The sequence below is a fragment of the Companilactobacillus furfuricola genome (assembly GCF_003946325.1).
Lineage (GTDB): Bacteria > Bacillota > Bacilli > Lactobacillales > Lactobacillaceae > Companilactobacillus > Companilactobacillus furfuricola.
In genome coordinates this window covers 140,171-155,960 of the sequence record NZ_RHNT01000001.1, presented here as the reverse complement: position 1 = coordinate 155,960, position 15,790 = coordinate 140,171, and the positions used below count along the sequence as shown (strand labels likewise).

Sequence of the window (15,790 nt, the reverse complement as noted above, 5' to 3'; positions counted from 1 at the left end):
ATCAGTAAAAAAAGTATCTAATTGTAAATTTAGATTCTTTTTAAATATTCAATTATTGGATTGATACTTTCATTAAAATACTAGTTTTAATGAAAGTACTAAATTTGCTATCTTGATTGGCACACAATCGACAAAAATATCTATTAGATAAAATACCTTTATCATTGTATAAATCAACATATTTATTGCATACTCGCAGCAAATTAATTTTTAAAATCATCAATTACATACTGTAGCATTCTAGATTATTAATATTTAATGTTTATTGTTTATATATTACAAATCTAGTGATTTTTAACTGGCATAATCATTCTTACATTTGTTATTGATCAAAATCACCAAATCAATAACACTTAAGAAAAAACAACTGTCGTGAACGTCGTTGCTATTAGGATAATCTCATTACGTAGCAATTGTAGTTTTAATTAGGCGCGTTCTAAGGTCATGTTCAAACATTAAGCGAGTAGTTCTTGGTCAAGATCAATCACAGCACGCAAGTATTTGAGATTAACTGTTACAAACAATCAGTTTTAAGAAAGCATATAAAGGCCTGAGTAATTTATTTGCTACGAATCATTTTACAACCGCTTTAAAACTTTTAATCAACTATGGCAATTAGCAATAAAGTAGTAAATCGCCAAACATATTCTGAAAGACTAAAAAATACCAAACAGGGGATCTATTTTGAAAATAACTGTTATTTGTTCATCTAAGGTTACATAATATATATTATACGAAGTAATGCTTTTAAATAAAAGAGACTACTCTTTCTCAAGTAATCTCTAAAAATGATTTACGCGCAATCTTTTAAAGAAATCTATTACATCTGCGCGATAATTATATTGCTTATTATATTTGGTCAAAGTATCAATATCATGCGTGCTGGCTTTGCCAGTGTGCAATAAATAATCATAAAGTTCCAAGTACGGTAATTTGGCAGCTTTAGCAAGTTTGAGTTCATCATTGATATCATATGACGCGCGTTTAAACGACACGTTCGCCAATCCACTTGAATCGATCTCCATTACGGCATACTCAGCACGCAAATTATCAGCAAATTTTTGCCAACGTGTATATGGTTCACCGATCGATCCCGGATTAACGATCAATTGATCATTTGAAGAAGTTCTCATGATTTGATGATGTGTGTGCCCGTAAAATGCCATATCGATCGATTGGTCTTCAGTTAGTTCGTCAAAGTTTCCCTGTATTTCATATGGAAACAACTCGTGTCCAGAATTCTTCAGTTTGAAGTTATGTGATATTTGAAGATTCAAACCGTTGATCGTAAGATTTTGAAACGTTGGCGCATTTTTTAGCTGTTCAAAATTTGCTGCTGTAATTGTGTCGTCAATGTATTCGATCATTCGTGCAACGTGCACATAACCATCGTTATCGTAATCCAAGAATTGCTCGTTATCAGCTAGTACATGAACAACGATGTCGTCCCAATTTCCACGTATAAACACAGTTGTGTTTAGGTCATTCAAACGATCAAATATTTCATTAACACCGGGTCCAGGAGTCAGCAAGTCGCCTAGATACCAATACTCAGTAATGTTTTCACTTTGCAACTGATTTAAGACTGTTCTTAATGCAGTCACATTGCCGTGAATATCAGATAAAATTGCGATTTTATGCTTCACGTTGAATCCCTCCTAGTTATAGTAGTGTTTTTTATAAGATGTTTTCGTAAAACATTTATTATAACAACTGCTCCCAAAATTCATTTAATTTTCAGCTTGATATTCCTTGATCTCATGAATAAATTTGTCGCCATATCGTTCAAGTTTAGCATGTCCAACTCCGGAGACCGTCAAAAATTCTTCACTATTCTGCGGCAAGATCTGCGCCATATCTTTTAATGTCTTATCAGAGAAGATTACAAACGGTGGCACATCGGCAGCGTGAGCCAAATTCAATCTTAATTGACGCAACTTCTCGAATAATTGTTGATCGTAATTACCATCGTCAATAATTGGACTTTGTTGTTTGGTGATCCGTGTTTCCCGACGCTTGACTTTCAGTTCACTCTTCAAGACTTTTAACCCTTTTTGAGTCAGTTGTAGTACCGGATAACGACCTTGAGACATTTGCAAAAAGTCATTAGCTGTCAAAAAATCAATAAACTCTTCAATATATTTCAACGTCTCATCGTGCATCAATCCAAAAGTCGATAATTTGCCAAAATTTCGCCAATCGTTAGCAATATCAGGCTTCCCTGCCAAGACCCTGGCGACAGTTTTCTTACCATAGCGTTGATCCATGCGTACTACACAGCTAAGAGCTTGTTGCGTTTTAGCTGTTACATCATTAGCCGGACGCTGGTCAAGGCAATTCGAACAGTGACCACAAGGCGTGGTCTTTGTTTCACCAAAATATTTCAAAATATAATTCATCAAACACAATTCGGTCTTGGCATACTGATTCATTTCACGCAGCTTATCATTTAAGCTCTGTTTATAAGCTTCATCAGCTTCTGATTGCTCAATAAAAAATAGATGCAGTCTTAGATCAGCGGGAGAATAAAGTAAAATAGCTTCTGCTTCCAAGCCATCACGACCTGCCCTACCTACTTCTTGGTAATAGCTCTCTATCGTACCCGGCATCGTATAGTGGATCACAAAGCGGACGTTAGTCTTATTTATTCCCATTCCAAAGGCGTTGGTCGCGACCATGACATCGATCTCATCGAATAAAAACTTCTCCTGCATTTCGTGACGGATCGAATCGCTTAAGCCAGCATGATATTTCCCAACTTTGAAGCCTTTTTCTTTTAGTAAATCATATATCTTTTCAACATCTTTTCGACGGCCAGCATAAATGATCCCTGATTCGTTAGGATGAGACTGCACGTATTCAGTTACATAACGTGGCTTGTTGACACCTCGTTCGATTTTTAAAGCTAAATTAGTCCTTTCAAAACCAGTTTTAACAACGTTATCCTCAGAAATATCTAAAATTTGCATCAAATCTTGTTGAACCCGTTGCGTGGCAGTAGCAGTCAACGCTAGTAAAGATGGTTGACTAGGTAACTGGTTCAAGGGATCGATAACGTTTAAATAACTAGGACGAAAATCATGGCCCCACGATGATAAAACGTGAGCTTCATCGATGGCGATCAATTGTATTGGTAGATGAGTTAGCCAATTGTAGAATTCTTCATTTTCAATTTTCTCAGGGGCAACGTAAAGCAATTTTACTGCTCCAGATTCGATGTAACGCATCCGTTCGTTAGCATCAAAATAACTCAAAGTACTATTTATATAAGTTGCTGGGATATTCATCTCGTTAAGACTATCAACTTGATCCTTCATCAAGGAGATCAGTGGGGATACGACTAATGTTAATCCCGACGACATCAAGGCCGGTATCTGATAACAGATCGACTTTCCACCACCAGTTGGCATGATGCCTAAAGTTCTTTTTCCCGCGTTCACCTTTTGGATGATCGACAATTGTCCAGGGCGAAAATCGTCGTAACCAAAGGTGCTCTTCAATATTTCATTTGGACTAGTAATCATGAAAACTCCTTAAAAATAAGTTCATTACTAGGATATCATTAACTGAAAAATCCACCTAATCATGAGCAGTATTTTCATTAATTCTCTCCTTGATATCAAATTACGTTAAAATTGTCTGGATTTTTTTAGATCAACCCAAAATGTTTCAAACCGTGAAGGATACCATTTTGATCGATCGGATCGGTCACAAAATCTGCTGCTTGTTGGACGATTTTTGGAGCATTACCCATCGCTATCGCCATGTGAACGTGTTTGAACATTTCCAAGTCATTTTCCTCATCGCCAAAAGCCATCGTCTGTTGTTGATTAATTTGGCATTCGCTCATAAAAGCTGAGATCCCAACGGCTTTATTTGAAAAATCTTGGGTCACATCATAAACATCATGTGCAACTTTAACCAATTTGACGCCTTTGACTGGCACTTTCAGCTGCTCATTGGTCTCGTTTCTGACAATCAATTGAATGACCTCATCTGGGATCACCGTATCAGAAATTTGTTTGATTGTCATCGAGCTATCTGGAATGAATTTTGAAAATCGGTTTTGGTAAAGCGTTTCAGCGGTCTCATAGCAAAACGGTATATCGCGATTTCTAAAAAAAGTCACGATTTCTTTTAATTGCTGCTGATCAAAAGTATCGTGTTTGATAACTTTACCGTTTACCTCAACGTAACGTCCGTTATTAGCAATTAAATTATTGATCCCTAACTTTTGCAGCACTTGTTCGATCATGCCACGGTTTCTTCCCGTAGCGATCACTGGGATCACCTCAGTCTTTTGTAACAAGTCGATAGCTTGGAAAGTGGAATCTGGGATCCGCTCCAAAATAGATGAATTATTGCCACTATTGTGCTGTGCCAAAGTTCCATCGACATAAAAAAATACTACTTTAATTTCTCCCACAATTAAACTCCTCAAAATATTCATAAATACATTATATACGTAATAATTGCTGAATTAATTGTTTTTAAATTAGTATTTTACTAATCAGGTTGACTTTTATTCTAATTAAGACCACTATAATTTTAATGTTTAAAAAATAAGGGGTGCATTTTATGAGTAAAGTTGCGATCATTGGCCTAAGTCATGTCGGTAGTACGACAGCTTATACATTAGTGAGTCGAGATTTGATCGACCAATTAGTATTGTTCGATAAACATGAAAAAATTGTTACAGCTCAATACAAAGATCTTTATGATGGGCAAGTTGGACTCAATTCACACGTTGAGATCATCAAACCTGATCTAAAGGAATTAAAGGATACTGATATCATTATTTTTTCTGCTGGGAAAATTTCTGTCCAGCAAGATAGCGGTAACCGTTTTGATGAATTGAATTATACGAAAAAGGTAGCTCAAGAATGGGGACCTAAGATCCAACAAGCTGGTTTTCACGGTATCTTGATCAATATCACCAATCCTTGTGATGTCATTACGAGGATGTTGCAAGAAGAAACTGGTTTGCCACATGACCAGGTATTTGGAACAGGAACCTCTTTGGATACTGCCCGCATGAAACAAGCTGTCAGTGCTGAACTAGGCATTCATCCTAACAATATCAACGGTTCAGTCGTTGGCGAACATGGTATGACGCAATTCGTTCCATGGACAAAAGTATCCGTTGGCGACTCTGTCTTGAGCGATACTCTGACTCAAGCTCAGCAAGATGAATTCGAAAATCAAGCTAAACAAAACGGGATCGATATTTTCTTTGGCAAAGGATTTACTTGCTACGGGATCGCTAATCAAACAGCTTTGATCGTTCAAACCGTACTCAGCAATAGTAAAAAGATCATGCCAGTTTCCGTCTACAATGAGAATGAAGGCATCTATATTGGTCAACCTGCCCTCGTGGGATCCGGTATTGAAAAAGTCTATCCTTTAGACTTCAATGACAATGAGCAAGCAAAATGGGAAAAATCTGTCGCCAGCATCAAAGAAATGTATGCGGCTATTTAATTAATGAGATCTACATATGGAAGATATGTAGATCTTTTTTCATGGAAACGAGTTGCAGCGCACAGCGGCCTCCGGTTAACACAGGTGGTCGTGGCACTGCTTCGCAGCACCTTGTGCGACCACCCGCGTTGATCCTCAGCAGCTACCCGTGCACCTCCACTCTCTTTTTTGGAAACGAGTTGCGCTTGATAGCGGCCTCCGGTTTAGAAACTATCAGCGAGCACTGCTTTCGAATAAGTGGATCTTTAAATCTTTAGTAGCAAAATTTGAAGCAAATTGAATAGAGGTTGTTATTTTAATTCTCAAGGATATGGAAACGAGTTCCGGTGCACAGCGGCCTCCGGTTAACACAGGTGGTCGTGGCACTGCTTCGCAGCACCTGTCCGACCACCCGCGTTAATCCTCAGCAGCTACCCGTGCACCTCCACTCTCTTTTTTGTTGAACGGATGTTCGATTTACTTTAACATATAAGTATTAATTGTTTAAGTGAGGTCCGCTATGACAAAGATCCCATATATCACTGGATTTAATGCTTATTTAAAGACACGTCATATTTCAGCGCGTGCACACGATGAATATCTCAATTCACTCCATGATTTTTTGGATTATTTAGTTGAGCACGATCAACTGTTCAAAAGCACGCTCGATACTCACTCGATCCACGATGTTGATGTGCTTGAATACAAGTCCTTTTTAGAACATAAACTGCGTTTGAGTCCTAGTACGATCAATAAAGTTCTTAGCAATTTGAATATTTATTTCAAATATCTATTTGCCAATAAGTTGATCGACGATTTGCCGACGTTAAATATCAATAGTTTAAAAGTCCCTCTCCAAGACAACTTTCCTGTCGAAATATTCTTGAATCTCGACGATTATTTAACAAATCAAAATCTCCACGTCTACCCTCGTTTATTAATGTTGATAATTTCTAAGGGATTCCATTACCAGACAGCTTTGTCAGACGGATTCTATCAAACTTTCACCTCACTTAAATTTTCATCCAGGCAGCGCCAATTTCTCCAAGAATATCATGATTTCATCGAACCTTGGCAATCGTATTGGAATACGAAAAATCTCTTTTTGAGTCGAAATAAAGGTGCTAAATCGCCTCTCTTAAGTACCGCTGCGTTACATCGAGATTTAAAAAAAGATAGTGAGAAATTAGATTTAGAACTTACACCAAAAAAACTATACACGACTTTCATCCTGATTTTACTTTCGAAAAGAGAACCAACCGATGATGATTTAGCGATCATTGATCAACTCAGTGCAAGTTCTTTACTCTACTATCGTCGATTACTTCGTGAAACTGACTTTGAAATTTAATATTAATTTTGTTTATAGTCAAAGAATTTTTGTTGCTTTTGAATTATAATGTTGATATTGATTATAAAAGGGGAACAAAAATGTTCAAACATAAATTATTTAAAACGACTGTTTTAACATTAGGCTTAACCATGCTCTCAATCGGCCTAAGTAACAATTCTGTCCAAGCTACCACCACTGAAACTAATGATTCTGATCTGATCTATCAACCATTTCCAATTGATTACCTAAATTCATTCCTAGATAATTTAAACGACAATGTCACTATCCCAAGCTATGAACTTGCTGAAGAAGTTGATGGTTATTATCGAACTTTTGATCAATTCGTTGCCGGTGACATGCCTCTCTGGCTCGGTGAAGCCAATACTAACTATGCTAAAGCAACGAGAAATGATGCCTTAGCAAATCATTACAAGTATCGTTTGAGTCCAGCAGACGACGATTTTTGGACTTTTAAGACCCAAACTGTCCCTGATCTCAAAAAAAATGGCGGAACTGCGCAACTAAAACTACAGATTTTAAACAACTTTAACTACAGTCAAACACTGATTGAAAAGCCGATCACGATCACCGTTCCAGCTTTAAATTCTTTAAATGTCGACTTCCAAGATACGATCACAACAACTAACGCTACACCAAATGTCTTTACAAACATTTATCAGATCCCGAACTTCACTATTACTGATAGCCAAGGCAAAACTTATCAGGCTAAAAATATTGCCCCAGTAAGTAATGTTTATCAAGATGGTAAAAAAGTGGCGATTAGTGCTTTACCTAAGACATTAAAAGCTGGTACCTATGCTCAAAGTATTTTCTTTGATGTAAGTAATATGAGTCAAGCTGAATTAAAACTATTATCTACCAACGGTCTTATTACTGGTAACAATGGCAATGACACTATCCGTTACTCCAACGGTCAGTTGATCGCTGCTAGAACAGTAATTGTAAAATAAATCAACTTTTTATTTAACAATTGTACTTATTGGACCTATGATGAAGATGTCAGGTAGGTATTGGTGATTTCCCTATTTGACACTCCTTAGATTTCGGTAACATTAGACTCATCACTAATAATTACCGAGATCCCCCACATTATTGGATAGAAGTATTCTGAGACCTAGTCTCAAAAAAGCGCTCCAGGAAAATTCCTGGAGCGCTTTTTCTCTATTATGAAACGAATTCTTGCAAAAAAAATATGCAACGACCATAGTCATTGCATAACATTAGACACATAAGATTACTTGATAAATGCTGTAATGATACCAGCGATAACAACTAAAGCTAAACCACTAAGTACAGCGACCATTTCTTTTGATGTCTTCTTTTCATGAAGAACGTAAATTCCACCAAGTGTAGCAAGGATAACGTTCATTTGTGAAAGTGTGAATCCTGTAGCTAAACCATTAACTTCTGGACGTGCAGAAATCAAATATGATAAGGCAGCTAAGGCAAAGAACAAACCACTGATGATATTAGTGTATGAACTCTTAGTTCTGTAAGGTTTTGAAGATCTGTTTGATTTAGTTGCAAATGCAAAAATCGTTGCCACAACAGCCATACCTAAACCTTGTGGTAGAAAGGCTTCAAATCCTGAAACTTCAACTGCTTGTGGGAAGGCTGAGTATGCTAAGTAACCAACTTCAGCGATCAATACTAAACCTACACCCTTTAATGCTTTACTGCCATTAGTACCAGTTGATGTCTGATTCTTATTCTCAGTATAAGTAGTCAAGTAAACACCAATGATGATCAAGAAAATAGCGAAAAAGCCGATTGCTTTAGCCATTCCGGTTGACCATTCACCTAAGACGAAGACGCCCCAGAGAGAAGCACCGATCAATTGGAAACCAGTTGAAATAGGCATTGTTCTTGAAACACCCATTTCCGTAAAGGCATAGAACACAAAGATCTGACCAAAGGACCAGGCTGCACCAGAAAGGAAGGTAAATAAGAATTCCTTTCCAGATAGTAGAGGTGTTTGCGTAAATAGTGCAACAACAATAGCACCAAGCAAAGTACCATATGTTGCACCAATAATTTGGTTAACTGGCTTTCCACCGAAGTATCCTGTCAAGACTGGGAAAACACCCCAGCCGATCATAGGCAGAAGACCAATTAGTATGTTTGTAACGCTCATTGTAAATCCCCTTTATTTAAGAAAGTATCTAAAACACCAAAACTGCCGGCAGTCAAAAAACCACCAGCAGTTTTAATGATATATAGATTATACAAGAGCAAGCGAACGTTTTCAATGAAAACGATTAACAAAAAGTAAATTCTTTTAATTAAAATTTACTCTTATTTTACTAAAAGTTTTCGTTAAGTGGAGGTACGATTTGCTTCTTACGTGAAACAACGCCAGGTAATGCAGCTTTGTTATCATCAACCTTAGTATTTAAGGCTTTTTCAAAGGTAGCAACGTCAGCATCATCACCAATAATGATACCAGTTGTATCACTTGTCATGATATTTGTGATCAATAAGACAAATAGGTTGTAACCATTATCTTGGTTTTCAGCCTTAATATCTTTGACAAAATCTGCTTCACGTTCAAGCGTATGATCGACATCAACGGTATTAACTTGAGCAACACGCACGCTGTGACCGTTCATATCAAAACTCTTAGCATCCATGTCAAGAAGTTCCTTCGTCGACTTGTCATCTAAGTCAGTTCCTGCTTTAAGCATGTCCATACCGTATGACTTGTAGTCGATACCAGCTGTTGTAGCTAAGCTCTTAACAGCAGCAACGTCTTGATCAGTGGTTGTAGGTGATTTTAGTAAAAGTGTATCTGAGATAATAGCTGAAGCCATCATTCCAGCTAAATTAGCTGGGATCTCAACATCATGTTCATTGAACATCTTCCAAAGGATCGTACTTGTACACCCTAGTGGTTCAGCACGATAGTAAAGAGGTTGGTCAGTTTGGAAATTAGCAATACGGTGGTGGTCAACTACATGTGTTACTTGAACATCATCGATATCGTCAAAACTTTGTTGTGCTTCGTTGTGATCGACCAACATAACTTTTTTAACTTCATCACTAGCTTTAGTAGTAATACGTGGGTACTTATAGTCAAATTTATCAAAAACAAATTTTGTTTCTTTGTTAGGTTCACCTTGAGCAACTGCTTCGGTATTGAACCCTGTTTGATTCTTAAAATATGAAAATGCAATTGCTGCCACGACAGCGTCAGTATCTGGACTCTTGTGTCCAACTACTAATTCTTTTTCTTTTGCCATTAGTACGTTACTCCTTTGTTTTATAAAGATTTCAAACGATCGATATAACTCTTCTTACTTAAAAAGCCATCCCACTCAGTAAAGAATTCTTTGATCCGTGGGATCTTATCTTTGTCATCACGATAAACAAATGTTAAATCAGCTGAAATAGCTGGCTCGAGTGGTGTCTGATAATACTTAAACATTTGCTCATTAGCTAAGCAAAAGCTCAATGGCAGACCAGTATAGACGCCATCTGAATCTTGTACGAACTTCAACAATTGATAAGGTGAAGAAAATCTTGCGACTACTTTAGGCACATCGACTAATGAATTCTTGAACTTCTCGATCATCAAGTCTGTAAAGTAATATCCTCGCAAATAAGAAACCCACGGTGTGGTGATAGCTTCTTTGTAAGTAGCTTTGCCACGTTTGGCGATCTTTTCATTATTGTGCACCAACATTATCGTATCATTAATAATCTTCTTTGACTTATAAGATTTCCAATTTTTGATAGTATTGTCAGGCAAATACATTACAGCAATATCGATCTTATTGTTTTGGATCTGGTCCCAGATCTCATTACGAGTCAGCAAGACTAGATCGATCTCGATATTCGGATTGATCCGATTGAACTCAACAATAAAGTCTTCAAGAACTTTTGGTTCAACTGAATTCAAAATACCGATACTGATCGTACCTGAACTTTCGGAAGATTTTTGCTGAATTTGGTCTGTAACGGTATTGATCACATCAAATATTTCGTGAGTCGCACTTAATAAAACAGATCCGGCATCAGTTAAATAGATTTTCTTACCAACGCTGTAAAACAACGGGGCACCTACTACCTTTTCTATTTTTTTGATCTGTTGAGTTAATGCTGGTTGCGTAATCCCTAAGGATTGAGCCGTTTTGGTATAACTCATGTTCTTAGATAACTCATCAAAATAATTTAACGCTTTGGAACTAAATACACGTCTAGCATCTTCATCTAACAAAAAATCACTTCCTTTCACTGTCTAAATTAAACACTCTATAGGTCAATGATACTATATATAATAAATTAATTATAGCATTGCTTATTTATTAATATAATTTATTTCAAATCTGATAGGATCACCGTCAGAATCAGGATCTAAAATGAATGATCCATTAGAATAACGGTCAGTATCACTATGAGCGTTGAAATCAATTGAGACGTGTTGGTTAGTATCAGTGATAACTTCTAGCTGGATATTTTGGTTAGTCTTAGCAACTAAACATATACGATGTGGTGATCGCTTAAGTTCTCGTAAGGTCAAGACCCCTCTTCTAGCACGGCTAGTGATCGGGATCTCTGATAGTTTCATTTGCTTGTATGAACCACGCTGGGTCAAGACAGCAATTTTATCTTCAGTATCGTCTTTATCGGCGATAAAGTATCCAGCAACTTCATCATCTGGTTTCAGACTGACAAATTTAACACCGACAGCTTTACTACCAACGACTGGAACCTCTTCTAGTGGGAAAGCTGAAGCATAAGAATGTTTAGTAAATACATAGACTAATTGATTGTTAGCTTGATCTGCAGGGATATAATCTACGTCAAAAACATGCTGGTCGTCATTTTTTAGCTTAATGTAGCGGCTGGCACGTGATTTATAAGTTCGTCCCGGTAATAAATCAGAAAAGTCGATCTGTTTGATGTAATTACCGTCAGTTCCGGTTACAAATGTTCCTGTTTGCTTCAGATCTTTGAAGACGAATGCCTTCAGAACTGATTCATTATTAGCTAAGCCAACTTCTTGCGACAAGTGGGAACCCGTTTCTTTCCACTTAGTATCTTCTAATTCAAAAATCTGCCGGTAGATCAAATTACCCTTATCCGTAAAGATAAAGAGATGATCCAAGGTGTTAGCTTCAATGTTTAAGACTGGATAATCTTCGTCCTTGAGGCCATTCTCGCCCTCGTCTGAAGCCATATACGAACGTTGGCTGCTACGTTTAACGTAACCATCGTGACTAACTAGTACTCGGACGTCTTCACTAGCGACCAAGACAGTTGTATCAACTTTGATCTCGTCAACTTTTGCCTCGATCTTAGTTCTACGATCATCCCCATAAGTATCTTTGACCTTAGAAAGTTCTTCTTTGATGACCCACATTAATTCATGATGATCATTAATGATCTTGTCTAATTGTTTGATCAGAGCATTCAGATCTTTATCTTCTTTTTCTAATTCAGTGACATCAGTATTAGTCAAACGATAAAGCTGTAAAGAAACAATAGCCTCAGCTTGAGCTTCAGTGAATTTATACTCTTTCACTAAGTTGTTCTTGGCATCGGACTTATTCTTACTTGCACGAATAGTCTTGATCACCTTATCTAAGATCGAGAGTGCCTTGATCAAGCCTTCAACGATGTGAAGACGCTTCTTAGCTTTATCTCGATCAAAATGTGAACGTCGCAAAACTACGTCTTCTTGATGCTTGATATACTCTTTGAGCATCTTGATCAAGCCAACTTGTTGTGGTGTCATTTCGGCAATAGCGACCATGTTGAAATTGTAAGAGATCTGTAAATCGGTATTTTTCAATAAGTAATTTAAGATCCCTTGAGCATCAACATCGCGTTTTAGCTCAACGACGATCGAGAGACCTTGTCGATCACTTTCATCACGAACTTCAGCGATACCCTCGACCTTTTTCATCACACGAACTTCATCCATTTTCTTGACCAGTTGTGCTTTGTTGACTTCATAAGGTATCTCAGTGATAACGATCTGTGACTTGTGACCACGAAGTTCTTGGATCGAAGTCTTTGAACGTAAATAAACCTTACCACGACCAGTTTCGTATGCTTCTTTGATACCGGAAGCTCCCTGGAGGATACCACCAGTAGGAAAGTCAGGTCCCTTAACGATCTTCATGAGCTCTTCTAAAGAAGTATCTGGTTCATCGATCAACTTGATAGTTGCTTCAATGACTTCGCCTAAGTTATGTGGTGGGATCTCTGTCGCATAACCAGCTGAGATACCAGTTGCTCCATTGACTAACAAATTGGGGAAGCGAGCTGGTAAAACTTTTGGTTCCTTTTCAGTATCATCAAAATTCCACTCTTCATCAACAGTATTCTTGTTGATATCGCGGAGCATTTCTGTGGAGATCTTGCTTAATCGTGCTTCGGTATAACGCATCGCTGCCGGTGGGTCACCGTCCATCGATCCGTTATTTCCGTGCATCTCGATCAGCGGCTCACGTAATTTCCAATCTTGTGACAAGCGGACCATGGCTTCGTAAATGGAGGAATCACCATGTGGGTGAAAGTTACCCATGACATTACCGACACCTTTGGCCGACTTTCTAAAACCTTTATCGAAAGTATTCCCGTCCAAAAACATTGAATATAAAATTCTTCGTTGAACCGGTTTCAAGCCATCTCGAATATCAGGTAGTGCTCTTTCCTGAATAATCGATTTTGAATATCTCTCGAAACGGTCCCCCATGATCTTCTCTAATGGGATATCTTGGATTTTAGGAGAATTATTTGCCAATATCTATCACCTATTCCTTATTCAATAAATCATCAACAATTTGGCTGTCCATATGATCGGTATCATCGACTTTTTCCAAAATGTTGTCGCCTTCTTCAGTTCCGTTAAAGCGAACGTTCTTTTCGATCCACTCACGTCTTGGCTTAACTTTATCGCCCATGAGTGTTGTAACTCGACGTTCTGCCAAGGCAGCATCATCGATATTAACTCTGATCAAGATCCGATTTTCGGGGTCCATAGTTGTCTTCCAAAGTTGGTCGGCGTTCATTTCACCCAGACCTTTAAATCTTTGCAAGTCATATCCTTTACCTGCTTCTTTGATGGCATCTTTTAATTCCTCAGGCGTCCAAGCATAACAATTGTAGATCTTTGATCCACGGCCCTTTTGAACCCGATAAAGCGGTGGTAAAGCAATATAAACGTGTCCAGATTCAACTAATGGACGCATGTAACGATAGAAGAATGTTAGAAGTAAGATCTGGATATGCGAACCATCATCATCGGCATCGGTCATAATGATAATTTTGTCGTAATTACGATCTTCTAGTTTGAAGTCGGCACCGACTCCCGCACCGATCGTATAGATCATCGTATTGATCTCTTCATTCTTATATATTTCTTCTAATTTGGCCTTTTGGGTATTCAACACTTTACCACGTAAAGGTAAGATAGCTTGAAATTTACGATCTCGTCCTTGCTTAGCAGAACCACCGGCTGAATCACCCTCAACTAAAAAGAGCTCATTTTTAGCAGAATTCTTGGATTGAGCTGGTGTCAATTTACCAGACAAGAGACCGTCATTTTTCTTGTTCTTTTTACCATTACGACTCGATTCACGTGCTTTTCGAGCTGCATTACGTGCCTCACGTGCCTTGAGAGCCTTTTTCACCAATGTTTGGGCTTGTTCCCCATTTTCCATCAAATAAAAGCTCATTTGCTCGTATACAAGCTGATCGACGGCAGAACGTGCCTGAGGTGTTCCCAATTTACCTTTAGTTTGACCTTCAAATTGTAAGATCTCTTCAGGGATACGCACAGAAATAATGGCAGACAATCCTTCACGGACATCGCTACCTTCGAGATTCTTACTATTCTCTTTGAGCAGACCGACCTTTTTAGCGTAGTCATTGAAAGCTTTAGTAAGTCCTGACTTCATTCCTGCTTCATGAGTACCACCATCAGCAGTTCGAACATTGTTAACAAACGAAATAATATTTTCCGAATAGCCATCATTGTATTGACCGGAGAACTCGATCTCGATACCGGAATTTTCACCTTCAACGTAAAAGATCCCACCTAACGCATCTTTTCCTTCGTTCAAGTACTTGACGAAAGATTGGATCCCATCTTCATAGTGAAATACTTCTTCACGGTCTTCTTCACCACGTTTGTCAGTGATGGTAAATTTAACACCTTTGAGTAAGAAAGCTGATTCACGAAGTCTCTCAGCTAAGGTGTCAAAATTAAATTTAGTAGTTTGGAAGATGCTTTCGTCAGGCTTAAAGCTGATAGTAGTTCCACTATCTTCTTTAGTCTTACCAGTCATCTTCAGAGTACCTTTAGGATGACCACCATTTTCAAAGCGTTCTTCGTAAATCTTATGATCTCGAACAACGCGGACAGTCATCCATTCAGATAAGGCATTTACGACCGAGGAGCCGACCCCATGCAATCCACCAGAGGTCTTATAACTGTTCTCTGAGAACTTTCCTCCGGCATGCAATACGGTCAAAATAACTTCGATCGTTGGTTTTCCTGAAGAATGCATCCCTGTTGGCATTCCTCGTCCGTGATCGACCACAGTGATACTGTTGTCCTTATTGATTGATACATTTATCTCTTTACCATATCCTGAAAGAGCTTCATCGACAGCATTGTCGACAATTTCGTAAACCAAATGATGCAGTCCACGTGAATCGGTCGAACCGATGTACATACCTGGACGTTTACGAACAGCTTCTAATCCTTCGAGGATCTGGATAGAAGAATCATCATAAGATGATTTAGGCATTTAAATCATTCCTTTTTAAATTAAGCTTAGTAACAGTGTTTAATTATAGCATGGAAAGCAAAAACAAACATATGTTCTTTTTTAAAAGTTAAGTTTTATTAAATTTCATAATTCTCTAAATTATTTTAGCAAAAACGGGTATTATGATGTACATTAGTGGTTTAAACTAATTGAATTTGATGTACACTTAAACAAATATGAAATGAGAGTGATA

11 protein-coding genes are annotated in these 15,790 nt (G+C 37.9%); 3 read left to right on the top strand and 8 right to left on the bottom strand.

Annotated features, from left to right (window positions below; all coding sequences use genetic code 11):
- Positions 1 to 782 precede the first annotated feature (782 nt).
- The 3 genes from EKM78_RS00700 to EKM78_RS00690 all read right to left on the bottom strand — a co-directional run bounded on the left by EKM78_RS00700 (position 783) and on the right by EKM78_RS00690 (position 4,426).
- On the bottom strand, positions 783 to 1,646 hold the full coding sequence (locus EKM78_RS00700) for a metallophosphoesterase family protein (RefSeq protein WP_125767967.1): 864 nt from the start codon (positions 1,644 to 1,646) through the stop codon (positions 783 to 785).
- Between the two features lie 84 nt (positions 1,647 to 1,730).
- On the bottom strand, positions 1,731 to 3,521 hold the full coding sequence (gene recQ / locus EKM78_RS00695; protein ID WP_211334318.1) for a DNA helicase RecQ: 1,791 nt from the start codon (positions 3,519 to 3,521) through the stop codon (positions 1,731 to 1,733).
- Between the two features lie 128 nt (positions 3,522 to 3,649).
- Positions 3,650 to 4,426, bottom strand: a complete 777-nt coding sequence (locus EKM78_RS00690) for an HAD-IIB family hydrolase (RefSeq protein ID WP_164507120.1) — start codon at positions 4,424 to 4,426, stop codon at positions 3,650 to 3,652.
- Between the two features lie 152 nt (positions 4,427 to 4,578).
- On the opposite strand from EKM78_RS00690, the gene EKM78_RS00685 reads away from it, so the two are divergent.
- From EKM78_RS00685 to EKM78_RS00675, 3 genes are all read left to right on the top strand, one after another.
- Positions 4,579 to 5,481, top strand: coding sequence for a lactate/malate family dehydrogenase (locus tag EKM78_RS00685; RefSeq protein WP_125767961.1), 903 nt, complete (start codon positions 4,579 to 4,581; stop codon positions 5,479 to 5,481).
- A gap of 499 nt (positions 5,482 to 5,980) precedes the next feature.
- On the top strand, positions 5,981 to 6,811 hold the full coding sequence (locus EKM78_RS00680) for a phage integrase N-terminal SAM-like domain-containing protein (protein ID WP_125767959.1): 831 nt from the start codon (positions 5,981 to 5,983) through the stop codon (positions 6,809 to 6,811).
- Between the two features lie 80 nt (positions 6,812 to 6,891).
- Positions 6,892 to 7,764: a hypothetical protein gene (locus tag EKM78_RS00675; protein ID WP_125767957.1), complete on the top strand. Its 873-nt coding sequence runs from the start codon at positions 6,892 to 6,894 to the stop codon at positions 7,762 to 7,764.
- A 284-nt stretch (positions 7,765 to 8,048) separates the two neighbouring features.
- On the opposite strand, the gene rbsU is transcribed toward EKM78_RS00675, so the two are convergent.
- The 5 genes from rbsU to parE form a co-directional block, all read right to left on the bottom strand.
- Positions 8,049 to 8,948, bottom strand: a complete 900-nt coding sequence (gene rbsU, locus EKM78_RS00670; RefSeq protein WP_125767955.1) for a ribose/proton symporter RbsU — start codon at positions 8,946 to 8,948, stop codon at positions 8,049 to 8,051.
- A gap of 169 nt (positions 8,949 to 9,117) precedes the next feature.
- The gene (locus tag EKM78_RS00665; protein ID WP_125767953.1) at positions 9,118 to 10,053 is read right to left on the bottom strand and encodes a manganese-dependent inorganic pyrophosphatase; all 936 of its coding nucleotides are present in this window, start codon (positions 10,051 to 10,053) and stop codon (positions 9,118 to 9,120) included.
- Positions 10,054 to 10,073: 20 nt separating this feature from the next.
- Positions 10,074 to 11,030, bottom strand: a complete 957-nt coding sequence (locus tag EKM78_RS00660; protein WP_125767951.1) for a LysR family transcriptional regulator — start codon at positions 11,028 to 11,030, stop codon at positions 10,074 to 10,076.
- 81 nt (positions 11,031 to 11,111) lie between these two features.
- Positions 11,112 to 13,565, bottom strand: coding sequence for a DNA topoisomerase IV subunit A (parC, locus tag EKM78_RS00655; protein WP_125767949.1), 2,454 nt, complete (start codon positions 13,563 to 13,565; stop codon positions 11,112 to 11,114).
- A 10-nt stretch (positions 13,566 to 13,575) separates the two neighbouring features.
- Positions 13,576 to 15,576: a DNA topoisomerase IV subunit B gene (gene parE, locus EKM78_RS00650; RefSeq protein ID WP_125767947.1), complete on the bottom strand. Its 2,001-nt coding sequence runs from the start codon at positions 15,574 to 15,576 to the stop codon at positions 13,576 to 13,578.
- Positions 15,577 to 15,790: the final 214 nt, after the last annotated feature.